Source organism: Serratia sp. JSRIV002 (assembly GCF_019968725.1).
GTDB lineage: Bacteria > Pseudomonadota > Gammaproteobacteria > Enterobacterales > Enterobacteriaceae > Chania > Chania fonticola_B.
In genome coordinates this window covers 470,646-491,762 of record NZ_CP074143.1, presented here as the reverse complement: position 1 = coordinate 491,762, position 21,117 = coordinate 470,646, and the positions used below count along the sequence as shown (strand labels likewise).

Annotated in this window: 25 protein-coding genes and 1 tRNA gene; 16 read left to right on the top strand and 10 right to left on the bottom strand. The window is 53.9% G+C overall.

The window, feature by feature from the left end:
- The first annotated feature begins 142 nt into the window (after window positions 1–142).
- The 5 genes from frdA (at window position 143) to blc (ending at window position 4,082) form a co-directional block, all read left to right on the top strand.
- On the top strand, window positions 143–1,945 hold the full coding sequence (frdA, locus tag KGP26_RS02190) for a fumarate reductase (quinol) flavoprotein subunit (protein WP_021807575.1): 1,803 nt from the start codon (window positions 143–145) through the stop codon (window positions 1,943–1,945).
- Window positions 1,938–2,672: a succinate dehydrogenase/fumarate reductase iron-sulfur subunit gene (locus tag KGP26_RS02185; RefSeq protein WP_021182105.1), complete on the top strand. Its 735-nt coding sequence runs from the start codon at window positions 1,938–1,940 to the stop codon at window positions 2,670–2,672. Before frdA ends, KGP26_RS02185 begins: the two co-directional genes overlap by 8 nt.
- Before the next feature lie 16 nt (window positions 2,673–2,688).
- Window positions 2,689–3,081: a fumarate reductase subunit FrdC gene (frdC, locus tag KGP26_RS02180; RefSeq protein ID WP_021182104.1), complete on the top strand. Its 393-nt coding sequence runs from the start codon at window positions 2,689–2,691 to the stop codon at window positions 3,079–3,081.
- Window positions 3,082–3,093: 12 nt separating this feature from the next.
- Window positions 3,094–3,453 (top strand): fumarate reductase subunit FrdD, encoded by a 360-nt coding sequence (gene frdD / locus KGP26_RS02175; RefSeq protein WP_021182103.1) that lies wholly within the window; start codon window positions 3,094–3,096, stop codon window positions 3,451–3,453.
- A gap of 95 nt (window positions 3,454–3,548) precedes the next feature.
- On the top strand, window positions 3,549–4,082 hold the full coding sequence (gene blc / locus KGP26_RS02170) for an outer membrane lipoprotein Blc (protein ID WP_223664964.1): 534 nt from the start codon (window positions 3,549–3,551) through the stop codon (window positions 4,080–4,082).
- Here blc and sugE read toward each other — a convergent pair.
- The 4 genes from sugE to efp all read right to left on the bottom strand — a co-directional run bounded on the left by sugE (window position 4,076) and on the right by efp (window position 5,583).
- Window positions 4,076–4,393 carry a quaternary ammonium compound efflux SMR transporter SugE gene (gene sugE, locus KGP26_RS02165; RefSeq protein ID WP_021182101.1) on the bottom strand — a complete coding sequence of 106 codons (318 nt, stop codon included), beginning with the start codon at window positions 4,391–4,393 and terminating at the stop codon, window positions 4,076–4,078. The two genes, blc and sugE, sit on opposite strands and share 7 nt — an antisense overlap.
- A 170-nt stretch (window positions 4,394–4,563) precedes the next feature.
- On the bottom strand, window positions 4,564–4,695 hold the full coding sequence (locus KGP26_RS02160; protein WP_021807577.1) for an entericidin A/B family lipoprotein: 132 nt from the start codon (window positions 4,693–4,695) through the stop codon (window positions 4,564–4,566).
- Window positions 4,696–4,815: 120 nt separating this feature from the next.
- Window positions 4,816–4,947 (bottom strand): entericidin A/B family lipoprotein, encoded by a 132-nt coding sequence (locus KGP26_RS02155; protein ID WP_021807578.1) that lies wholly within the window; start codon window positions 4,945–4,947, stop codon window positions 4,816–4,818.
- A 69-nt stretch (window positions 4,948–5,016) separates the two neighbouring features.
- The gene (gene efp / locus KGP26_RS02150; RefSeq protein ID WP_024484772.1) at window positions 5,017–5,583 is read right to left on the bottom strand and encodes an elongation factor P; all 567 of its coding nucleotides are present in this window, start codon (window positions 5,581–5,583) and stop codon (window positions 5,017–5,019) included.
- Window positions 5,584–5,625: 42 nt separating this feature from the next.
- On the opposite strand from efp, the gene epmB reads away from it, so the two are divergent.
- Entirely contained in the window at window positions 5,626–6,654 is a 1,029-nt protein-coding gene (gene epmB, locus KGP26_RS02145) for an EF-P beta-lysylation protein EpmB (RefSeq protein WP_179248732.1), read from the top strand.
- Between the two features lie 74 nt (window positions 6,655–6,728).
- Here epmB and KGP26_RS02140 read toward each other — a convergent pair whose 3' ends face one another.
- From KGP26_RS02140 to KGP26_RS02130, 3 genes are all read right to left on the bottom strand, one after another.
- Complete coding sequence (locus tag KGP26_RS02140; protein ID WP_024484770.1) at window positions 6,729–7,073, bottom strand: DUF4156 domain-containing protein; 345 nt, start codon at window positions 7,071–7,073, stop codon at window positions 6,729–6,731.
- A gap of 303 nt (window positions 7,074–7,376) precedes the next feature.
- A complete protein-coding gene (groL, locus tag KGP26_RS02135; protein ID WP_021807582.1) occupies window positions 7,377–9,023 on the bottom strand; it encodes a chaperonin GroEL in 1,647 nt (548 codons plus the stop codon).
- Window positions 9,024–9,071: 48 nt separating this feature from the next.
- On the bottom strand, window positions 9,072–9,365 hold the full coding sequence (locus tag KGP26_RS02130; protein ID WP_004952634.1) for a co-chaperone GroES: 294 nt from the start codon (window positions 9,363–9,365) through the stop codon (window positions 9,072–9,074).
- Window positions 9,366–9,867: 502 nt separating this feature from the next.
- On the opposite strand from KGP26_RS02130, the gene KGP26_RS02125 reads away from it, so the two are divergent.
- On the top strand, window positions 9,868–10,803 hold the full coding sequence (locus KGP26_RS02125; protein WP_059199132.1) for an IS110 family transposase: 936 nt from the start codon (window positions 9,868–9,870) through the stop codon (window positions 10,801–10,803).
- A 66-nt stretch (window positions 10,804–10,869) separates the two neighbouring features.
- Here the strand turns inward: KGP26_RS02125 and KGP26_RS02120 are convergent, their stop codons facing one another.
- Window positions 10,870–11,361: an FxsA family protein gene (locus tag KGP26_RS02120; protein ID WP_115159442.1), complete on the bottom strand. Its 492-nt coding sequence runs from the start codon at window positions 11,359–11,361 to the stop codon at window positions 10,870–10,872.
- 351 nt (window positions 11,362–11,712) lie between these two features.
- Between KGP26_RS02120 and aspA the strand changes: the two genes are divergently transcribed.
- The 6 genes from aspA (at window position 11,713) to KGP26_RS02090 (ending at window position 17,549) form a co-directional block, all read left to right on the top strand.
- A complete protein-coding gene (aspA, locus tag KGP26_RS02115; protein ID WP_021807586.1) occupies window positions 11,713–13,149 on the top strand; it encodes an aspartate ammonia-lyase in 1,437 nt (478 codons plus the stop codon).
- Window positions 13,150–13,271: 122 nt separating this feature from the next.
- Window positions 13,272–14,573: an anaerobic C4-dicarboxylate transporter gene (locus KGP26_RS02110; protein ID WP_021807587.1), complete on the top strand. Its 1,302-nt coding sequence runs from the start codon at window positions 13,272–13,274 to the stop codon at window positions 14,571–14,573.
- Between the two features lie 126 nt (window positions 14,574–14,699).
- Window positions 14,700–15,023, top strand: coding sequence for a divalent cation tolerance protein CutA (gene cutA / locus KGP26_RS02105; protein WP_021807588.1), 324 nt, complete (start codon window positions 14,700–14,702; stop codon window positions 15,021–15,023).
- Entirely contained in the window at window positions 14,999–16,714 is a 1,716-nt protein-coding gene (locus tag KGP26_RS02100) for a protein-disulfide reductase DsbD (protein WP_223664963.1), read from the top strand. The genes cutA and KGP26_RS02100 overlap by 25 nt, the downstream gene beginning before the upstream one ends.
- A gap of 40 nt (window positions 16,715–16,754) precedes the next feature.
- Entirely contained in the window at window positions 16,755–17,330 is a 576-nt protein-coding gene (locus tag KGP26_RS02095) for a transcriptional regulator (protein ID WP_021807590.1), read from the top strand.
- 143 nt (window positions 17,331–17,473) lie between these two features.
- Window positions 17,474–17,549, top strand: a tRNA-Phe gene (locus KGP26_RS02090).
- Window positions 17,550–17,642: 93 nt separating this feature from the next.
- Here KGP26_RS02090 and KGP26_RS02085 read toward each other — a convergent pair.
- Window positions 17,643–17,861: a hypothetical protein gene (locus KGP26_RS02085; protein WP_223664962.1), complete on the bottom strand. Its 219-nt coding sequence runs from the start codon at window positions 17,859–17,861 to the stop codon at window positions 17,643–17,645.
- 193 nt (window positions 17,862–18,054) lie between these two features.
- Between KGP26_RS02085 and KGP26_RS02080 the strand changes: the two genes are divergently transcribed.
- From KGP26_RS02080 to KGP26_RS02070, 3 genes are all read left to right on the top strand, one after another.
- Window positions 18,055–19,158, top strand: a complete 1,104-nt coding sequence (locus KGP26_RS02080; RefSeq protein WP_223664961.1) for a hypothetical protein — start codon at window positions 18,055–18,057, stop codon at window positions 19,156–19,158.
- A 444-nt stretch (window positions 19,159–19,602) separates the two neighbouring features.
- Window positions 19,603–19,896, top strand: coding sequence for a DUF1778 domain-containing protein (locus KGP26_RS02075; RefSeq protein ID WP_223664960.1), 294 nt, complete (start codon window positions 19,603–19,605; stop codon window positions 19,894–19,896).
- On the top strand, window positions 19,893–20,381 hold the full coding sequence (locus KGP26_RS02070) for a GNAT family N-acetyltransferase (protein WP_223664959.1): 489 nt from the start codon (window positions 19,893–19,895) through the stop codon (window positions 20,379–20,381). Before KGP26_RS02075 ends, KGP26_RS02070 begins: the two co-directional genes overlap by 4 nt.
- A gap of 89 nt (window positions 20,382–20,470) precedes the next feature.
- Here the strand turns inward: KGP26_RS02070 and KGP26_RS02065 are convergent, their stop codons facing one another.
- On the bottom strand, window positions 20,471–21,073 hold the full coding sequence (locus tag KGP26_RS02065; protein ID WP_218519966.1) for an NAD(P)H-dependent oxidoreductase: 603 nt from the start codon (window positions 21,071–21,073) through the stop codon (window positions 20,471–20,473).
- Window positions 21,074–21,117: the final 44 nt, after the last annotated feature.

Below are 21,117 nucleotides of genomic sequence, written 5' to 3'. Positions count from 1 at the left end.
CCCTATATTCGGTAGCAGTTATCTATCCTTAGTGTTTAGTTTTAAAAGTCACTGAATTTAGCTTAGCACCCGAAGCACCTTTATAAATATTAAGCATAGATTAATTAAATTGTCGTTTTAACGAGAACATTGGAGGAGTGCAGTGCAAACCTTTAACGCCGACCTAGCCATCATTGGTGCCGGGGGAGCTGGTTTACGGGCCGCTATAGCCGCCGCGGAAGCCAACCCCCAACTGAAAATCGCGCTGATATCTAAAGTATATCCAATGCGTAGCCACACGGTAGCCGCCGAAGGGGGCTCCGCCGCAGTCACTCAGGATCACGACAGCTACGACTATCACTTCCAGGACACCGTAGCCGGTGGCGACTGGCTGTGTGAGCAGGACGTGGTCGATCACTTTGTTCACAGCTGCCCACGTGAAATGGCCCAGTTGGAGCAATGGGGTTGCCCGTGGAGCCGTAAGCCAGATGGTTCGGTCAACGTGCGCCGCTTTGGTGGCATGAAGATTGAACGTACCTGGTTTGCCGCCGATAAAACCGGCTTCCACATGCTACACACCCTGTTCCAGACTTCGCTGAAGTATCCGCAAATCCAACGTTTCGATGAGCACTTCGTGTTGGACGTGCTGGTAGATGATGGCCAGGCGCGCGGCGTAGTTGCCATGAACATGATGGAAGGTACCCGCGTGCAGATCCGTGCCAACGCCGTCATCATGGCCACCGGCGGTGCAGGCCGTGTTTATCGCTATAACACCAACGGCGGCATCGTCACCGGCGACGGTATGGGGATGGCGTTCCACCACGGCGTGCCACTGCGCGATATGGAGTTTGTGCAATATCACCCAACCGGCCTGCCAGGTTCAGGCATCCTGATGACCGAAGGCTGCCGCGGTGAAGGCGGTATTCTGGTTAACAAAGACGGCTACCGCTACCTGCAAGACTACGGTATGGGCCCGGAAACCCCGCTGGGCGAGCCAAGAAACAAATATATGGAGCTGGGCCCGCGTGACAAAGTGTCGCAGGCTTTCTGGCATGAATGGCGTGCTGGCCGCACCATCGCCACCCCACGCGGCGACGTGGTCTATCTGGATCTGCGCCACCTGGGCGAGAAGAAACTGCTGGAGCGTCTGCCGTTCATCTGTGAACTGTCGAAAGCCTACGTGGGTGTCGATCCCGTTAAGGATCCAATCCCGGTCCGTCCAACCGCGCACTACACCATGGGCGGTATCGAAACCGATCAAAACTGTGAAACCCGCATCAAAGGCCTGTTCGCCGTCGGCGAATGTTCCTCGGTTGGCCTGCACGGCGCGAACCGCCTGGGTTCCAACTCGCTCGCTGAGCTGGTGGTGTTTGGGCGTGTGGCAGGTGAACACGCAGCCCGCCGCGCGCTGGAAAGTGGCCCGGCCAACGGCAGCGCTTTGGAAGCACAAGGCCGCGACGTGGAAACCCGCCTCAGCAATCTGATGAAGCAAGAAGGTAGCGAGAACTGGTCGAAGATCCGCGATGAAATGGGCCTGTCGATGGAAGAAGGCTGTGGTATCTACCGTACGCCGGAGCTGATGCAGAAAACCATCGATAAGCTGGCGGAGCTGAAAGAGCGCTTCAAGCGCGTCAAAATTACCGACAACTCCAGCGTGTTCAACACCGATCTGCTGTACACCATCGAGCTGGGCTATGGCCTGGACGTTGCCGAATGTATGGCGCACTCGGCCTTCAACCGTAAAGAATCGCGCGGCGCACACCAGCGTCTCGACGAAGGTTGCACCGAGCGTGACGACGTGAACTTCCTGAAACATACGCTGGCGTTCCATAACCCGAACGGTGCACCACGCCTGGAGTACAGCGACGTGAAAATTACCAAACTGCCACCGGCCCAGCGTGTTTATGGCGCCGCAGCCGAAGCGCAGGACAAAGAGAGAAAGGATAAGGAGCAGGCGAATGGCTGAGCTGAAAACCCTGAAAATCGAGGTCATGCGCTATAACCCGGAACGCGACGCCGAGCCGCATTTCGAGACCTTCAGCGTACCTTACGATGAGCAGACTTCGCTGCTGGACGCACTGGGCTATATCAAAGATAACCTGGCGCCAGACCTGTCCTACCGCTGGTCGTGCCGTATGGCCATCTGTGGCTCTTGCGGCATGATGGTCAACCGTGTGCCTAAGCTGGCCTGTAAAACCTTCCTGCGTGAATATACCGATGGCATGAAGGTTGAGGCGTTGGGCAACTTCCCGATCGAGCGCGATCTGGTGGTGGATATGACCCACTTTATCGAGAGCCTGGAAGCGATTAAGCCTTACATCATCGGCAACGATCGCAAGCCGGAAGATGGCCCGAACGTGCAAACCCCGGCGCAAATGGCGAAGTATCACCAGTTCTCCGGCTGCATCAACTGTGGCCTGTGCTATGCCGCTTGCCCACAGTTCGGCCTGAATCCGGAATTCATCGGCCCGGCGGCGATTACGCTGGCGCACCGTTATAACCTGGATAACCGCGACCACGGCAAGAAACAGCGTATGCCGCTGCTTAACGGCCAGAACGGTGTCTGGTCCTGTACGTTTGTTGGCTACTGCTCTGAAGTCTGTCCGAAACACGTCGACCCGGCCGCTGCGATCCAGCAGGGCAAGGTAGAGAGTGCCAAAGACTTCATGATCGCAATGCTGAAACCGCAATAAGGGAGGGGAGACAGCAATGACAACACAACGTAAGCCCTATGTGCGTACCATGACGCCAACCTGGTGGCAAAAGCTGGGTTTCTACCGTTTCTACATGCTGCGTGAAGGCACTTCGGTGCTGGCGGTGTGGTTCAGCATCGTGCTGATCTACGGCGTCTTTGCCCTGAAGGGTGGCCCTGAAAGCTGGGCCGGGTTTGTCGGCTTCCTGCAAAACCCGCTGGTGCTGCTGATTAACATCATCGCCCTGCTGGCCGCCGCACTGCATACCAAAACCTGGTTCGATCTGGCACCGAAAGCCGCCAACATTGTCGTCAACAGCGAGAAAATGGGGCCGGAGCCAATCGTTAAGGCGCTGTGGGCAGTGACGATCGTCGTCACCGTGATCATTCTCGCCGTAGCGTTACTGTAATCCGGAGGAAACATGATAAATCAATCACCTAAGCGCTCTGATGAGCCGGTTTTCTGGGGATTATTTGGCGCTGGCGGTATGTGGGGAGCGATCGTTGCTCCAGCTATCGTGCTGCTGGTCGGCATCCTGTTGCCACTCGGCCTGTTCCCTGGCGAAGCTTTAGGTTATGAGCGCGTCCTGGCGTTTTGCCAAAGCTGGATCGGCCGCCTGTTCCTGCTGCTGATGATCATTTTGCCATTATGGTGCGGGCTACACCGTATCCACCATGCCATGCACGATCTGAAAATCCACGTGCCTGCGGGCAAATGGGTGTTCTACGGCCTGGCTGCAATCCTGAGCGTCGTTACCCTGATCGGGGTCGTCACGCTGTAAGACCTCTGGCGGCCAACTCCCGTTGGCCGCCTATTCCGCTACTCCCACTCTTTCGACTACACTGTTTATCTGTAACTGAAAAACAGGAGTCACCCATGCGTTTTTGGTCAAAGCTTTGCGTCATTTTATCCGCCCTCGCTTCCGTTGCCTGTAGCGTGACACCCCCGAAGGACGTCAAGGTCATAGATAACTTCGATAGCAAACGCTATCTGGGCACCTGGTATGAAATCGCGCGTCTGGATCATCGCTTTGAACGAGGCCTGGAGCAGGTTACGGCCAATTACAGCCCGCGCACCGACGGCGGTCTGAAGGTGATTAACCGGGGTTTCGATAGCAAAAAACAGCAGTGGCAGGAGAGCGAAGGCAAGGCGTACTTTATCGGCTCGCCGCAAACGGCCTCGCTGAAAGTCTCATTCTTCGGCCCTTTCTATGGCGGCTATAACGTCATCGAACTCGATCCGGAGTACCGCTATGCGCTGGTTAGTGGCCCAAACCGCGACTATCTGTGGATATTGTCGCGCACGCCGACGTTGGAAGCCGCCACGCGCGACAGACTGGTGCAGATTGCCAAGGGCTACGGCTTTGATACCGAAGCGTTAATCTGGGTCAGTCAGCAGCCCACTCATTGACTGCTGAATTTTAGCCCCAGGATCCCGGCCACGATCAGGCACAGGCTGAGAATACGCATGATGTTGGTCGACTCACCGAGCAGCACCATGCCCATTACCGCCGCGCCCACCGCCCCAATCCCGGTCCACACGGCGTAAGCCGTGCCCGCAGGCAACGTTTTCATGGCGTGCGCCAGCAACACCATGCTCACCACCATCGCAGCGACGGTAATCAAACTGGGGGTCAAACGGGTAAAACCGTGGGTATATTTCAGGCCAATAGCCCAGACGACCTCTAACAGGCCCGCAAAAAGCAAAATGATCCATGCCATGACACTGGCTCCAGAACTTATGGGGTCGTCCCCAGACAACAGAAGCGCAGGCGGGTCGTCCCACTTGGCTGATTGAAGACGTGGATTATAGCAAACAAGAGAATTAAATGGGTATTCCACGGAAGGGAAAATCAAGCGCTGCCGTGGAATACCGTTGAACCCAAAGGAATTTACTGTGCGCTACGCTGGATCGCCTGACCACCAGCTTCAACATCTTTGCCCACACCTTCGGTAGTATTACAGCCCACCAGCGATGACAGGATCAACAAGGAAAAAATGGCGAAAATAGTTTTCTTCAGCATAAGATTACCCTTATTCGTTATTAGTGAAAAAGTGTAGCTCTCTAAGCGTAGTAAAAATCAGGAGGGTTGCCGGAATAAACGGATTTTTCTGCATTATCCGATTAATGGCGCTAATAGGTATCAGCTGGCACTGCGGGAAATCGCGCCGCCTAGGTGTTGAACGTCTTCACCAAAACCACGGAAGGTATTACAGCCGCTGAGGGACATCAGCAACAACAGAGAGACCACGGCCAACAGCGTTTTCTTCATCATGCGGTTCTGCCAACGTGTGACGGGAAGGGATAACACAGAGGAACCACGGGGGTTCCTCTGTGTTGAAACTTATTTAACGCGGGAGACGTATTCGCCAGAGCGGGTGTCAACCTTGATCACTTCGCCAATCTGCACGAACAATGGCACTTTAACTACGGCGCCGGTGCTCAGGGTAGCTGGCTTGCCGCCGGTACCTGCGGTGTCGCCTTTCAGGCCTGGATCGGTATCAGTGATTTCTGCTTCGATAAAGTTCGGTGGCAGAACAGCGATAGGACGGCCATCCCACAGGGTGACGATACATTCCGCGTTGTCCTGCAGCCATTTCGCTACGTCAGAAACGGTTTTCTCTTCAACTTGATGCTGTTCAAAAGTCTCAGGGTGCATGAAGTGGTAGAACTCACCGTCGTTGTACAGGTAGTTCATGTTGGTATCTACCACGTCCGCGCCTTCGCAGGAGTCGGTAGACTTAAAGGTTTTCTCAACGCGGGTGCCGGTCAGCAGGCGACGCATTTTTACACGCGCAAAAGCCTGGCCTTTACCTGGTTTGACGAACTCGCTGGATTCGACAGCGTAAGGTTCGCCTTCGAACATGATTTTAAGACCCGGACGGAAATCGTTGCTAGAATAAGTCGCCATGATGGCCCTCTGAAAATTTAAACTGGTAGCTTAGCCAAAAAAATGGCACACATTATAACCCAAAACACGGCGCATAGAGAAGATTGGTTGCATCAACTCGCCGATGTTATTACCGACCCAGATGAATTACTGCAGCTTCTGTCACTAAATACGCACCCGGAACTGCCACAGGGGCGCGATGCACGCCGCCTGTTTGCGCTACGCGTGCCACGAGCCTTTGCCGCGCGTATGCAACCCGGTGATGCCAATGACCCGCTGCTGCGCCAGGTACTGACCGCCAGCGCAGAATTCATCGATGCCCCAGGCTTCACGACCGATCCGCTGGATGAACAGCGCAGCGTGGTGCCGGGGTTACTGCACAAGTATCGCAACCGTGCCCTGCTGTTGGTAAAAGGCGGCTGTGCGGTTAACTGCCGCTACTGTTTCCGCCGTCATTTCCCCTATCAGGAGAACCAGGGCAACAAGGCAAACTGGCTTCAAGCGTTGGAGTATATCCGTCAACACCCGGAACTGGATGAAATTATTTTCTCCGGGGGCGATCCGCTGATGGCCAAAGACCATGAACTGGATTGGCTGATCGGGGAACTGGAGGCCATCCCACACCTCAAACGCCTGCGTATTCATACTCGCTTGCCGGTGGTGATCCCTGCCCGCATCACCGCCACGCTGTGCCAACGCTTCTCGGCATCGCGCCTGCAGGTGCTGATGGTCACCCATATCAATCATGCCAACGAGATTGACCCACCGCTGCGCGCCAGTATGGCACAGTTGCGTAGCGCCGGAGTGACGCTGCTGAACCAGAGTGTGCTGCTACGGGGGATCAATGATGACGCGGATACGTTGGCAACGCTGAGTAACGCCCTGTTTGATGCGGGTATCCTGCCCTACTACCTCCACGTGTTGGATAAGGTACAGGGCGCGGCCCACTTTATGGTCAGCGACGACGAGGCTCGTGCGATCGTGAAAAGTTTGCTAAGCAAGGTTTCCGGCTATCTGGTACCCCGTCTGACCCGTGAAGTCGGCGGCGAACCCAGCAAAACGCCGTTGGATCTGCGCCTGACGCAAAGCTGAGTGGCCTGCATGAATGCCAAAAGAGGAATGCCTAGGCATTCCTCTTTTGTTTTATACGGGTGCTTATGCCAGCGTTATGGACACTTATACACCTGGCCGATCATTTTGCTGTCCAGCGGTGCAAAACTTGAAAGCAGGTTCTGGCTTGGGCTGGTCGCACCGTAAATCACGTTGCCGCCCATTGCTGCTGCCTTGTTGCGCAGATCGTTAGCCGCGCCGCGCATAGAGCTGCCCTCACCACCGCTCCCCGACAGCCAGTTGCTCTGAGTGCCGGTGACTTCGCCTACCAACTGGCATTCTGCTGCGGGCTTGGTGTCGGTAAATTTGACCTGTTGACCTGCGGCGGTCAGTTCATTGGTGCTGCTGCACCCTGCCAGCAGCAGCGCTGCCGATAGACCCAGTAAGGCTTTAATCCGCATCTTGTTCCCCATATGATGTTGAGAATTACGCAAAAGCTTATCAGAAAGCGTTGCCATCTCTTAAGCATCCGTTGCCACCGGCCACAGGTGCCTGGTCAACGTCTTGAGCGACAGCTGATGAACTATCAGTTTACACGCTTAATGGATACGGTCTGCAAAAATATCATCAAATTCAGCACTGACGCATCGTTAGCCGCTGACGTTGAAAAAAACGGGCACGATATTCAGCCCCACACAGAAGAAAGGAATAAAAAAACCCGGCCGAAGCCGGGTTTTGTGGTTAGCTCACAGAGGTGAGGGGAATTACATCATTCCGCCCATACCCCCCATGCCGCCCATACCACCAGCGCCACCCATGTCTAACTTGTCTTCTTTCGGCAAGTCAGTGACCATGCACTCGGTGGTGATCATCAGGCCAGCTACAGAGGCCGCGTACTGCAGAGCAGAACGGGTCACTTTAGTTGGATCCAGGATACCCATCGCGATCATGTCGCCGTATTCTTCGGTGTAAGCGTTGTAGCCGAAGCTGCCTTCGCCTGCTTTCACCTTGTTGGCAATCACAGAAGCTTCTTCACCGGCGTTGATCACGATCTGACGCAGTGGAGATTCCATAGCACGCAGGGCAACTTTGATACCCACGTTCTGGTCTTCGTTATCGCCTTTCAGGCCAGCAATTTTGTCTGCTACACGGATCAGCGCTACGCCACCGCCAGCAACCACGCCTTCTTCTACCGCAGCACGGGTAGCGTGCAGGGCATCTTCAACGCGGGCTTTCTTCTCTTTCATTTCAACTTCAGTTGCGGCGCCAACTTTGATAACGGCAACGCCGCCAGCCAGTTTAGCAACACGCTCTTGCAGTTTTTCACGATCGTAGTCAGAGGTCGCTTCTTCGATCTGCTGACGGATCTGGGAGACGCGACCCTGAATGGTGGTTTCGTCGCCCACGCCATCGATGATGATGGTGGTGTCTTTGTTGATTACGATGCGTTTTGCCTGACCCAGATCTTCCAGGGTAGCTTTTTCCAGCTCCAGACCGATCTCTTCAGAGATCACGGTACCGGCAGTCAGGGTAGCGATGTCTTGCAGCATGGCTTTACGACGGTCGCCGAAGCCAGGTGCTTTAACCGCAGCCACTTTCACGATGCCACGCATGGTGTTAACCACCAGGGTAGCCAACGCTTCGCCTTCAACATCTTCAGCAATGATCAGCAGTGGTTTGCCCGCTTTCGCAACGGCTTCCAGCACTGGCAGCATTTCACGGATGTTGGAGATTTTCTTGTCAGCCAGCAGGATGAACGGGCTTTCCAGCTCGATAGAACCGGTTTCTGGCTTGTTGATGAAGTACGGAGACAGGTAGCCGCGATCGAACTGCATACCTTCAACCACGTCCAGCTCGTCTTGCAGGCCGGTGCCTTCTTCAACGGTGATCACGCCTTCTTTGCCCACTTTCTCCATCGCTTCTGCAATCAGTTTACCCACGGTTTCGTCGGAGTTTGCAGAGATGGTGCCTACCTGAGCGATAGCTTTAGAGTCAGAGCAAGGTACAGATAATTTTTTAAGCTCTTCAACCGCAGCGATAACCGCTTTGTCGATACCGCGCTTCAGGTCCATCGGGTTCATGCCGGCAGCCACAGCTTTCAGGCCTTCGGTGATGATGGATTGAGCCAGTACGGTTGCAGTGGTGGTACCGTCGCCCGCAGCGTCGTTCGCTTTAGAGGCAACTTCTTTCACCATTTGTGCACCCATGTTCTCGAACTTGTCTTCCAGTTCGATTTCACGAGCAACAGATACGCCATCTTTGGTGATGGTAGGAGCGCCGAAGGATTTATCCAGCACTACGTTGCGGCCTTTCGGGCCCAGAGTCACTTTTACTGCATCAGCGAGAACATTCACACCGCGGAGCATCTTCACGCGAGCGTCATTGCCGAATTTTACGTCTTTAGCTGCCATTGGTATTTCCCTTCAACTCGTTCAGTTCAGAAGATTTATAAAGCGTTATTACGCTTCAACAATTGCCAGAATGTCGCTTTCGGACATGATCAACACTTCTTCATTGTCGATCTTCTCTGCTTTCACGCCGTAACCGTCGTTGAAAATCACGATGTCGCCTACTTTCACATCCAGCGGCTGGATGTTGCCGCTTTCCAGAACACGTCCTTTACCAACGGCTACCACTTCACCACGAGTAGATTTACCCGCTGCAGAGCCAGTCAGAACGATGCCGCCAGCAGATTTTGATTCAACTTCTTTGCGCTTGACGATAACGCGGTCATGCAATGGACGAATACTCATTGAACGCTCTCCTGTAAGAAGGTTTCTATCAGATTTAGGGTTGTGCGCCAGATTATTGATACCGGCTCCGTGGGATTTGAAATGGGGGCGTTCCATCCCCCTTCAAGGGGCAGCAGCAAAAAAATTTTCGATTTGATGACCTACGGTGAACGCCATTAGCAAAAACGCGGCCAATCTCCCCCTCACCCCGACCCTCTCCCACTATACGGACCGGATAATACATGAGCACTTGTTTAGGGAGAGGGGGTAGTCCAGAGTCGCGGTCAGGTACCGGGGGCAAATGTAGCACGTTGAGTCCCCTTGTATGTTTAAGGTACTTTAATTACCCGCCCAAAGGCGGGTAGACTTTAACCGAGTTGTACCTGACGCTACAGCCCGATTCCCCTCTGGGACAACAAGCCCGTGGGAGAGCTTATGGCGTGGCGTCAGTTTTCCTGTTAACCCGAACAGCTGCCAGGGCGGCATCAGCCAGCCCGTATCTTACAAGGCCGGGAGACTTGAAATGACTGAACATGCAACCGTCGGTATCGACATTGCCAAAGACACTTTTGACGTATACATCGACCCAACTCGTCAGCTTCTGCATCTGGATAACACACCGGAAGGCCATCAGCAGTTGCTGAGTTCGCTCTCTGCCATCACCGTCAAGCTTGTCGTGATGGAGGCGACAGGCCGATATCACTCGTTGCTGGCCGCCACGCTTGAGTTGGCTGGGTTACCCGTGGCCGTGGTCAATCCACGCCAGGTAAAAAACTTCGCTCGTGCGCTAGGGACCCTGTACAAAACCGACCCGAATGATGCGCGTATCATCTGCGAGTTTGGCCGGAGAATGGAGCCCGAAGCCCGCCCCACACCGGATGAACAGACGCAGCGTCTGGCCGGGATGGTGACCCGCCGTCGCCAACTGGTCGATAACAGGACCATGGAGATAAACCGCTATAAAAGCTGCGATGACGTGGTGGTCTCAGCGGGCATCAAGCGGCATATCGACTGGCTGACCGCTGAAATCCGGGATGCAGATGACGATATCGACAGGCAAATAAAAGTGATGCCTCTGTGGCGGGAAAAGGCGACGTTGTTGGAGGAAGTCAAAGGTATCGGGCCGACAACGATGGCGGTGCTTCTTGCGATGTTGCCGGAGCTGGGGAGGCTGAATCGGCACAAAATAAGCGCGTTGGTTGGCGTGTGTCCCTATGCCCATGACAGTGGAAAAATGAAAGGGAAGCGAAGTATCTGGGGAGGGCGAAGCGCGGTGCGTTCAGCGCTATACATGGCGACCTTGTCAGCGGTGCGGTACAACCCGACAATCCGGGAGTTTTACGAGCGCCTGACAGGGCGTGGAAAACCGTTCAAGGTGGCGGTGACCGCCTGCGTGAGAAAGCTGCTAACCATCCTGAATGCGATGCTGCGGGATAATAAAAAATGGGTGACAAATTAATCATCACCCGTTGATTTTAAACACAGCTGCTCTCCCTTTGGGAGAGGGTTAGGGTGAGGGGAGATATCAGCGATCGTCACGCTTGTCGTGATCGTCGGGTTGATGATCCAAGGTGAAGCGGTCGTCTTGCTTGCGCTGGAATTCTCCGTCGAAGGTGTTGCCATTAGCGGCACCTCCGCCTTGACCCCAACCACCTGGGCGATAAATGTTCAGATGCGGCATCAGCTTCAGTGTCAACGATTTCTGCACCGGCGGCAACAGCAGCAACAGGCCAAGGAAATCGGTGAAGAAGCCCGGTATCACCAGCAGGAAGCCCGCAAGTACCAGTGAAACGCTTTTCACCATCTCCGCTGCCGGGCTTTCGCCCGCCGCCAGCTTCTGTTGCATCTGCACAAAGGTCTTCATGCCCTGATTACGCACCAGGGAAACGCCGACGCAGGAGGTAAACACCACCAGCAGCAGCGTCATTGCCACGCCGAACACGGCGGCAACTTTGATAAACAAGGATATCTCTATGTAAGCCAGTAGAAATATCAGCAGTAACGGTAACCAGCGCACCTGGTTCTCTCCTCTAGGTAGAGTCGGCGTACCCGCCCGATGGCGCATACGTGATAAATGGGGCCACTAATCGGCCAACCTTCTTAAAATGGGGGCTTCCCGCCGCCATTTCAACCGGGCGATCTTTTTTATTCTCTATGTTACAAACGTGAAGCTCTTCACAGAAATCAAAAGCTGTCATTTGCTGAAGCACCAGATAGTGATCTACGTTCATTCATTTATTACCAACCAGCATATGATCTGGGCAGCGACAATAGCTGCGGTCAATACTTCCGCAGTTGGCCCGCTCGGCAACATTATTTTGTTATCCTGCACATAATTATATTCGGCAGCAACATAGAGAAGGTTCTCATGTCAAACAACATTCGTATCGAAGAAGACCTATTAGGAACACGTGAAGTCCCTGCAGAAGCCTACTACGGTGTTCATACTCTGCGTGCGATTGAAAACTTCTATATCAGCAACAGTAAAATCAGCGACGTTCCTGAGTTTGTGCGCGGCATGGTGATGGTGAAAAAAGCCGCCGCCATGGCAAACAAAGAGCTGCAAACCATCCCACGTAAAATTGCCGACGTCATCATCCAGGCATGTGATGAAGTACTGGATAAAGGCAAATGCATGGATCAATTCCCGGTGGATGTGTTCCAGGGCGGTGCTGGCACCTCGCTGAACATGAACACCAACGAAGTACTGGCAAACATCGGCCTGGAGCTGATGGGCCACCAGAAGGGTGAATACCAATACCTGAACCCTAACGATCACCTCAACAAGTGTCAGTCTACCAACGACGCTTACCCAACCGGGTTCCGCATCGCGGTTTACGCCTCCAACCAGAAACTGATCGATGCTATCAACCAACTGCGTGAAGGGTTTGACCGTAAGGCCAAAGAGTTCGAAACCATCCTGAAAATGGGCCGTACCCAGTTGCAGGACGCGGTGCCAATGACCCTGGGCCAGGAATTCCACGCCTTCAGCGTGTTGCTGAATGAAGAAACCCGTAACCTGCACCGTACCGCAGAGTTGCTGCTGGAAGTGAACCTGGGCGCGACGGCGATCGGTACCGCGCTGAACACCCCGGAAGGTTACCAACACCTGGCGGTTAAGAAACTGGCGGAAGTCAGTGGCCTGCCGGTGGTCCCTGCCGAAGACCTGATCGAGGCCACCTCCGACTGTGGCGCCTACGTGATGGTGCACAGTGCGCACAAGCGCCTGGCGGTCAAACTGTCCAAGATCTGTAACGACCTGCGTCTGCTGTCTTCCGGCCCACGCGCTGGCCTGAACGAAATCAATCTGCCTGAACTGCAGGCCGGTTCTTCCATCATGCCAGCCAAAGTGAACCCGGTGATCCCAGAAGTGGTTAACCAGGTTTGCTTTAAGGTGATCGGCAACGACACTTGCGTTACCATGGCCGCCGAAGCAGGCCAGTTGCAGTTGAACGTGATGGAACCGGTAATTGGCCAGGCGATGTTTGAATCCATTCACATCCTGACCAATGCCTGCTATAACCTGCTGGAAAAATGCATTAACGGTATTACCGCCAACAAAGAAGTGTGCGAGTACTACGTATTTAACTCTATCGGTATCGTTACCTATCTGAACCCGTTCATTGGCCACCACAACGGTGACATTGTCGGCAAGATCTGTGCTGAAACCGGCAAGAGCGTACGTGAAGTCGTGCTGGAACGCGGTTTACTGACCGAAGCTGAGCTGGATGACATCTTCTCCGTAGAGAACCTGATGCACCCGGCCTATAAGGCGAAACGCTATACAGATGAAAATGAACAATAATAGACTCATCCGGTAGCCTGAAAGGCACGCTAATCCTCTGGATAGCGTGCCTTTTTTCTTTCTAAGAATACAAAGTTGCAACCTTTGGTTTTCATAAAAATCCATTTTAAGGGGTAAACACTATGCTAGTAGTAGAATTGGTGATCGTTCTACTGGCCATCTTTTTGGGGGCCAGGCTGGGCGGTATCGGAATAGGCTTTGCAGGCGGTCTTGGGGTATTGGTGCTGGCGATGATCGGCGTTAAGCCAGGCAGCATTCCCTTCGACGTTATTTCAATCATTATGGCGGTTATCGCCGCTATCGCCGCCATGCAGGTCGCTGGCGGGATGGACTACCTGGTGCAGCAAACCGAAAAACTGCTGCGCAAAAATCCAAAATACATCACCATTCTGGCCCCAATCGTCACCTATTTCCTGACCATCTTCGCCGGTACCGGTAATATCTCCCTCTCGGCCCTGCCGGTGATTGCAGAAGTGGCCAAAGAGCAAGGCATCAAACCTTGCCGCCCACTGTCTACTGCCGTGGTTTCCGCGCAGATTGCCATTACCGCCTCGCCTATCTCGGCAGCGGTGGTGTACATGTCTTCCGTTATGGAAGGCCACGGTGTGAGTTATCTGCATTTGCTGATGGTGGTGATCCCTTCCACCTTCCTGGCCGTGATACTGATGTCGCTGCTGGTTACCTGGCTGTTTGACTCCAAGCTGTCTGACGATCCGGTGTATCAAAAACGCTTCGAAGAAGGTCTGGTAGCCCTGCGTGGTGAGAACGTAATCGTGATCAAACCGCGTGCGAAAACCTCCGTGATGCTGTTCCTGGCTGGCGTACTGAGCGTAGTGGCTTATGCCATCATCAACAGCCCAAGCATGGGGCTGGTGACGACGCCGCTGATGAACACCACCAATGCCATCCTGATCATCATGCTGAGCGTGGCCACCCTGACCACCATCCTGTGCCGTGTCGAGACCGACCTGATTTTGAACTCCAGCACCTTCAAGGCCGGGATGAGCGCCTGTATCTGTATCCTGGGCGTGGCCTGGTTGGGTGACACCTTTGTGCAGGCCAACCTTGACTGGATTAAAGAGACTGCGGGTACCGTGATCCAATCCCATCCTTGGTTACTGGCGGTGATCTTCTTCTTCTGTTCGGCGTTGCTGTACTCTCAGGCCGCCACTGCCAAGGCGTTGATGCCGATGGCGCTGGCCCTGAACGTCACCCCGCTGACGGCGATCGCCTCCTTTGCTGCCGTTTCTGGCCTGTTTATTCTGCCAACCTACCCTACCCTGGTGGCGGCGGTACAAATGGACGATACCGGAACGACGCGCATCGGGCGCTTCGTGTTTAACCACCCGTTCCTGATCCCTGGCACCTTGGGCGTGGCGTTTGCCGTCATCTTCGGCTTCCTGATTGGTAGCGTTATTCTGTGATCCTCAAGCGGGGCTTCGGCCCCGCTTTCTCCTCCTCATTCTCCTGCTGCTGATAATCTAACCTTCTAGCCAACACCGCTTCAGGGTATAGTGCCCTGTTACCAAACCTGGTTGAGAGGGCCGAAGATGTCTGATTGCGAAGCTATCGTCATACTCTGTACCGCACCCGATGAAGCCACGGCGCAAGAGCTGGCGGCACGCGTCCTGGGAGAGAAACTGGCGGCCTGCGCCACGCTGCTGCCTGGGGCAACATCGCTGTATTACTGGGAAGGGAAACTGCAACAGGAATACGAAGTGCAGATGCTGTTTAAAAGCGATCGCCAGCATCAACAAGCGCTACTCACCTACCTGAAACAACATCACCCGTACCAGACACCCGAACTGTTGGTGCTGCCGGTGATGGCTGGAGATAAAGATTACCTGTCATGGATCAACGCCTCATTAAACTGATATTGCTGCTTTGCAGCCTGTTCTTTCTGCCGACTGCGGCCCAGGCTTCACTGTTCGGCCAAAACGCGGGCAACCAGTTCGTCCCCGTCGATCAGGCATTTGCCTTTGATTTTAAACAACAGGGCCCCCAGCTGACGCTAAGCTGGCAAATCCGCCCTGGTTACTACCTGTACCGCCAGCAAATCAAGCTGGTGCCACAGCAGGCAACGCTAGGCCAGTTCGAGCTGCCCGCCGGGCTGAAGCATAAAGATGAATTCTTTGGTGAAGTAGCGATATTCAAAGAGCCATTGGCGCTGAATATTCCCCTGTTGCAGGCGGGAGACAATGCCAGCCTGAGCGTCACCTACCAAGGGTGTGCTGAGGCCGGTTTCTGCTATCCACCGGAAACCCGCGTGATCCCACTGAGCGCAGTGGCGCTGGCCGCAGAGCCCGCAGCACCGGTAGCCGTAGCACCAGCAGAAACAGCACCGGCCAATCTGCCCTTCTCCCCTCTGTGGGCCTTGTTGATTGGTATCGGTATTGCGTTTACCCCTTGCGTGTTGCCGATGTATCCGCTGATTTCCGGCATTATCCTGGGCCGTGAGCGGCCGCACAGCAGCGGGCGCATTCTGGTGCTGGCCGTGGTGTATGTGCAGGGCATGGCGCTGACTTATACCCTGCTCGGCCTGGTGGTTGCCGCCGCCGGGTTACAGTTCCAGGCCGCGCTGCAACACCCTTACGTGCTGATCGGCCTGTCGGTGCTGTTTGTCGCCCTGGCTCTGTCCATGTTCGGCTGCTACTCCTTGCAGCTCCCCTCATCACTGCAAACGCGGCTCGCCAACTGGAGCAACACCCAGCAGGGTGGCTCGCTGGTGGGCGTGTTTGTGATGGGCGCTCTGGCAGGCCTGATCTGCTCGCCATGCACCACCGCCCCGCTCAGCGCTATCCTGTTGTACATCGCCCAAAGCGGCAATATGTGGGCCGGTGGTGGCACGCTCTATCTGTATGCCTTGGGGATGGGTATCCCGCTGGTGATTGTGACGCTGTTCGGCAACCGCCTGCTGCCACGCAGCGGCCCGTGGATGCAGTACGTCAAGGAAGCCTTTGGCTTTGTGATCCTGGCGCTGCCGGTGTTCCTGCTTGAGCGGGTGATCGGCGACGTCTGGGGGCTGCGCCTGTGGAGCCTGCTCGGCCTGGCATTCTTCGGTTGGGCATTCGTCCTGAGCCTGAAATCATCCCGTGGCTGGACGCGAGCTGTCCAAGTGCTGCTGTTGGCGGCGCTGGTGATTTCGGCGCGTCCATTGCAAGACTGGGCATTCGGTAACACCGCCTCTGAGCAGGCGGCCCAGCCGCATCTGAACTTCACCCGTATCAGTAACGTTGAGCAGCTTAACCAGGCGCTGCAACAGGCGCAGGGCAAGCCGGTAATGCTGGATCTGTATGCGGACTGGTGTGTCGCCTGCAAAGAGTTTGAGAAGTACACCTTCAGCGATCCAGCGGTGCAGACCCAATTGGCCGATACGGTGTTGCTGCAGGCCGACGTAACGGCCAACAATGCCGAGCAGGCAGCCTTGCTCAAGCACTTGCAGGTGCTTGGCCTGCCGACCATTTTGTTTTTTGACCGAGATGGCAAAGAGTTACCCGCAGCCCGCGTGACGGGCTTTATGAACGCAGAAGCCTTCGACGCACATTTGCAGAAAACCACTCGGTAAACGACACTGAGTTTCAGAACATTTTTTGGAGGGAGCACTAGTGCAACGTGAACAGGTTTTAAATACAGCCCTGGAGCTGTTGGAAAAACAGGGCCTGGCGACCACCACCTTGGAAATGCTGGCAGAAAAACTGGGTGTGCCATACAGCGATTTCAAACCGTTCTGGCCGGACCGTGAGGCACTGCTGTATGACTGCCTGCGCTACCACGGCCAGCAGATTGATACCTGGCGCCGCCAGTTGCAGCTTGATGAGACGCTGAGCCCGCAGCAAAAGCTGCTGGCGCGTTACGACGTGCTGGCAGAACACGTGCAGAATGAACGTTACCCTGGCTGCCTGTTTATTGCCGCCTGTAGCTTCTTCCCAGAGAGCGACCACCCGATCCATCAACTGGCCGAACAGCAGAAGATCACCTCGCTGGACTTCACCCGCGATCTGTTACGTGAGATGGATGCCGACGACGCCGATTCGGTAGCGCAGCAAATGGAACTGGTGCAGGAAGGCTGCCTGAGTAAATTGTTGATAAAACGCCAGTTGCAGGATGTGGCCGTCGCCAAACGGCTGGCCGAAGATATCTTGCATATTGCCCAATGCCGTCAGTTCGGTGCGTTAAGCTAAAGCGTGATATGCAGTGACCTGGTGGCAACAGAGGCAGAATTACGCGGCCTTTGCCTGAAAAGCCAGCAATCGGCGCTGTTTTCACGTTTTTCGACACAAATCCGTTGACGCCGCACGGCCAATACGGTTTAATGCGCCCCGTTGCCCGGATAGCTCAGTCGGTAGAGCAGGGGATTGAAAATCCCCGTGTCCTTGGTTCGATTCCGAGTCCGGGCACCACTATTTAGAAGAACCCGCCTATGGCGGGTTTTTTGCTTTCCAGCCTGACTCAACGATTGCCTAATACTCTCATCCAACCAGCCCCCACTAGCTTTACTCAGCATCAAGCCCTTGTGCGACTACAATCAAAAGTAAAGTCTGATTCGCTAATATTGCCCCTCTTTCACTATCAGTAGGCCTGTTTATGGCTCCACTGACGCAAAAAATCCGTGCAGCCAAACGTAATACAAGTCCTATAAGCTCGCAGACGACGGCAACATGCTTTTGCTCGTTCATACCAACCGCTTTTCTGAGAAGTGACAGGAATGACATCAGGCGATCCGGGTTACGGGTACCTCATTAAAACAGCATAAAAAAACACCTGATTGTCCCCCGGTCATCAAGGAAGCAACTATTGTTAAGGTACGGGCTGTTTGTCTGCTTAAGGCTCCCACCACAGATGTTAGCGGAAAGACCCCAAAGAAGCCGTACCACCTAAATAATCTTGTCATTTTGCGAGGTGCACATGCTTTATGTTGATATCCCTAGCCGTGAAGAATATGCCTATTTAGCTGATATTCATGCGGATGCTTGTATCTCGATTTATCTTGAAACCTCGCCTCTACGCCAGCACTTAGAGGCCAGTAAAATTCAACTTGGTAACTTCATCAAGGAGGCGTTGCTGCAGGTTGCAGACAGCGGCCTGGATAAACGCCGTGTTGCCTTGTTGGAAGAACAGCTTCGTTCAGTGTTGGAAGATGAGTCATTTTGGGACCTGCATGCACGCAGCCTGGCGGTGCTTGCAACACCAGACAGTATCCGAACTTACCGGCTGGCCAATGAGCTATCCAATCGACTTGAAGTGGGCAAACGTTTCTACCTTAAACCATTATTACGTGCGTTAACCTTCCCACATTCGGCCTACATCCTTGCACTCTCTGAAAACCAGACACGCCTGATAGAATTTTTTGCTGATGCTCCCGCAGAAGAGATGACAGTGCCAGAGATGCCCACCACCATGAAGGATGCCATGGGGGATGCAGCATTGAATGACCACCACCATGGCGCGACACATCACAAAGTGCGACTGGCGCAATATACTCGCAAAATTGACCAGGCATTACGTCCACTGTTTGCCAGACATGATTCTCCGCTTATCCTTGTCAGTACCGAGCCGCTGGCCTCGATCTACCGTTCAACAAACTCATTGGCTAACCTGGCAGAGGAAACGCTTTTCAAAAATGCTGAGCACCTTGGTACTTCTGAATTAGTAACGTTGGTGCGGCCATTAATGGATAACTATTATCAGGAGCAATTGAACGCGTTAGCCTCGCGCTTTGAAACACGCTTAGGAGAACGCCGGGTCACTCAGGATCTTTCAGATGCGGCAAGAGCAGCCACGTTCGGCGCTATTGATTTGCTACTGATTAACCTCGACTGCAAGCTGAAAGGCATCATTGATGAGCAAGGATTAATCACTTTCAGTGACAACGATGAGGATGACGCCTACGATTTAATTGATGAGATTGCCAAAAGAGCGATGGCTACCGGAGCAAGAGTTTTAGCCGTACGCAGCGACGATTTACCTTCCGGTGCCGATCTTAACGCCATATTACGTTTCCCACTATAAAAGACTCTGTCTGGTCAAGGAAGGTGCGATCAAATTAGGTCGCACCTTCTTGGATAGCCAGCACCGAGGAGCAAACTTCCGTAAAATCAATTCTCATCAGAGAGAAGTTTTAAACACGCCGCTTTGACTTCTTCCATTAGTTGTTTAGCCAGTAGGGTCACGCCAACCGGTTCGTTTACGGCTGGTAAAAATATGTTGGTAGCAACGGTGCCTCTGCAAGCTCACAATATTACCGTTGGGCTGGATACATCGAATGGAACCTTGTTATTTTCCCATCATATTTGCGGCTGACTTAGCCGCTGTTCTGGATTAATTGGCCTTCAGAGATATGGTGGCCTCACGGGTTCAGGTTCCCCAAACAAACTCCTCGGCAATATGTGTGTAATGACATTAACGTTACGCACCTGTATACGTAGCATCCAGTAATACATTGAGGATTTCACCATGTCGGCAGCTAATAGTGTTCCCGTAAAGCGTGAGACATTAAATCTGCGGATCAAAACCGCTGAGCGTGAGCTTATTGATCGTGCCGCAAAAGCCAGAGGAAAAAACCGCACTGATTTCGTGCTAGATGCCGCTCGTGCTGCCGCTGAAGAGGCATTGATCGAACAGCATATTATCATGGCCGCTCCAGAAGCCTATCAAGAGTTCCTGACACGTTTGGATCAGGCCCCTGCACCCAATGATGCATTACGCAAGACCATGCGTTCTGTTGCACCGTGGGATCAAAAAAAGTGATCTCCGCTCCTCAACCTCTCCGTGCCGAGCACGTCAGAACAGCTTTTTGCTGTGGCGTGGAAAGCATGGATAATTGGCTGAAGCAGAGGGCAATAAAAAGCCAGCTAACGGATTCGTCTCGTACTTTCGTTTGCTGTGATGACATGAAAATAATGGCCTATTACTCTCTGGCATCCAGCGCCGTAATGACTAATGCAGCCCCTGGCCGTTTTCGCCGCAATATGCCCGACCCTATACCGATGGTGGAATTGGGACGGCTAGCGGTGGATCAAGCGTTGTATGGGCAGGGGGTTGGGCGTGCATTAGTGCGTAATGCCGGATTACGGGTAATCCAGGTTGCGGAAACCATTGGCATTCGCGGGATGCTGGTGAATGCGTTATCCGTTGAAGTCAGAGAATTCTATCTACGAGTGGGATTTGAACCTTCCCCCCTCGATCCGATGATGCTGATGATAACGTTGGGGGATTTGATCGAGAGTCTTTAGTGGGGGAAAGTAACGGGATAATACGACCTAAGGTGAGGGGCGCTCGCAACTGATTTTTTGAAGCTTTATTGCGCTCCCTCCTCAGCGGACTACTCGGCGTAAGCGGGTTGAAAAACAGTGCGCCCGATCTGACACGCTGCATCGAGGTAAGCCTTTGGCTCCCCCAGTTCTGGCAGCAGTAGCATTTCAGATGTCTTAACCGAAGCGCCACAATAATCAAAAATACCGTGCGTTATCTGTGCGTTAAAGGCATCGGTAAAGCCGTGACGGTCATAAACGCCCTTGCTTGCCGCCCCAAGAGCAACCAAATGCACCGGTAAATGCCCCAATTTCTTGACCACCGCCCCATCTGCCGTCTCTTCATAAGCCCAGCCATTGGAAAATACGCGGTCTACCCAGCCCTTCAGTAAGGCAGGCATACTCCACCAGTAGATTGGGAACACCAGAACCAGGGCATCCGCGCTATCGATACGCTTCTGCTCGGCCAGAATATCCGCGGGAACGGTGGCCATTTTTAAAAATGCGGCGATATCAGCAGCACCGTACACCGGATCGAAACCTTCCTGAGTGAGATCGGCAATTTCAAACGTATTGGCAGGATCGGCGGCCGCTATCCCTTCGGCAATGGCGGCTGCAACGCCATGGGTTAATGACATATCGAGAGGATGGGAAACAACGATGAGTGCGTGCATTGGGGGTGGCTCCTATTGTCAGGGCGAGGTATAAAACGTACTCT

Bases quoted from the DNA above. Each gene is read 5' to 3' on its own strand.
- frdC (WP_021182104.1), top strand. From the start codon at position 2,689: ATGACAACACAACGTAAGCCCTATGTGCGTACCATGACGCCAACCTGG.
- KGP26_RS02185 (WP_021182105.1), top strand. From the start codon at position 1,938: ATGGCTGAGCTGAAAACCCTGAAAATCGAGGTCATGCGCTATAACCCG.
- efp (WP_024484772.1), bottom strand. From the start codon at position 5,583: ATGGCGACTTATTCTAGCAACGATTTCCGTCCGGGTCTTAAAATCATG.
- groL (WP_021807582.1), bottom strand. From the start codon at position 9,023: ATGGCAGCTAAAGACGTAAAATTCGGCAATGACGCTCGCGTGAAGATG.
- KGP26_RS02140 (WP_024484770.1), bottom strand. From the start codon at position 7,073: ATGCGGATTAAAGCCTTACTGGGTCTATCGGCAGCGCTGCTGCTGGCA.
- KGP26_RS02080 (WP_223664961.1), top strand. From the start codon at position 18,055: ATGCTTTATGTTGATATCCCTAGCCGTGAAGAATATGCCTATTTAGCT.
- KGP26_RS02085 (WP_223664962.1), bottom strand. From the start codon at position 17,861: ATGTCATTCCTGTCACTTCTCAGAAAAGCGGTTGGTATGAACGAGCAA.
- cutA (WP_021807588.1), top strand. From the start codon at position 14,700: ATGTCTGATTGCGAAGCTATCGTCATACTCTGTACCGCACCCGATGAA.
- KGP26_RS02065 (WP_218519966.1), bottom strand. From the start codon at position 21,073: ATGCACGCACTCATCGTTGTTTCCCATCCTCTCGATATGTCATTAACC.
- KGP26_RS02160 (WP_021807577.1), bottom strand. From the start codon at position 4,695: ATGCTGAAGAAAACTATTTTCGCCATTTTTTCCTTGTTGATCCTGTCA.
- KGP26_RS02110 (WP_021807587.1), top strand. From the start codon at position 13,272: ATGCTAGTAGTAGAATTGGTGATCGTTCTACTGGCCATCTTTTTGGGG.
- sugE (WP_021182101.1), bottom strand. From the start codon at position 4,393: ATGGCATGGATCATTTTGCTTTTTGCGGGCCTGTTAGAGGTCGTCTGG.
- KGP26_RS02125 (WP_059199132.1), top strand. From the start codon at position 9,868: ATGACTGAACATGCAACCGTCGGTATCGACATTGCCAAAGACACTTTT.
- epmB (WP_179248732.1), top strand. From the start codon at position 5,626: ATGGCACACATTATAACCCAAAACACGGCGCATAGAGAAGATTGGTTG.
- blc (WP_223664964.1), top strand. From the start codon at position 3,549: ATGCGTTTTTGGTCAAAGCTTTGCGTCATTTTATCCGCCCTCGCTTCC.
- frdD (WP_021182103.1), top strand. From the start codon at position 3,094: ATGATAAATCAATCACCTAAGCGCTCTGATGAGCCGGTTTTCTGGGGA.
- KGP26_RS02130 (WP_004952634.1), bottom strand. From the start codon at position 9,365: ATGAGTATTCGTCCATTGCATGACCGCGTTATCGTCAAGCGCAAAGAA.
- KGP26_RS02100 (WP_223664963.1), top strand. From the start codon at position 14,999: ATGGATCAACGCCTCATTAAACTGATATTGCTGCTTTGCAGCCTGTTC.
- KGP26_RS02075 (WP_223664960.1), top strand. From the start codon at position 19,603: ATGTCGGCAGCTAATAGTGTTCCCGTAAAGCGTGAGACATTAAATCTG.
- aspA (WP_021807586.1), top strand. From the start codon at position 11,713: ATGTCAAACAACATTCGTATCGAAGAAGACCTATTAGGAACACGTGAA.
- KGP26_RS02155 (WP_021807578.1), bottom strand. From the start codon at position 4,947: ATGATGAAGAAAACGCTGTTGGCCGTGGTCTCTCTGTTGTTGCTGATG.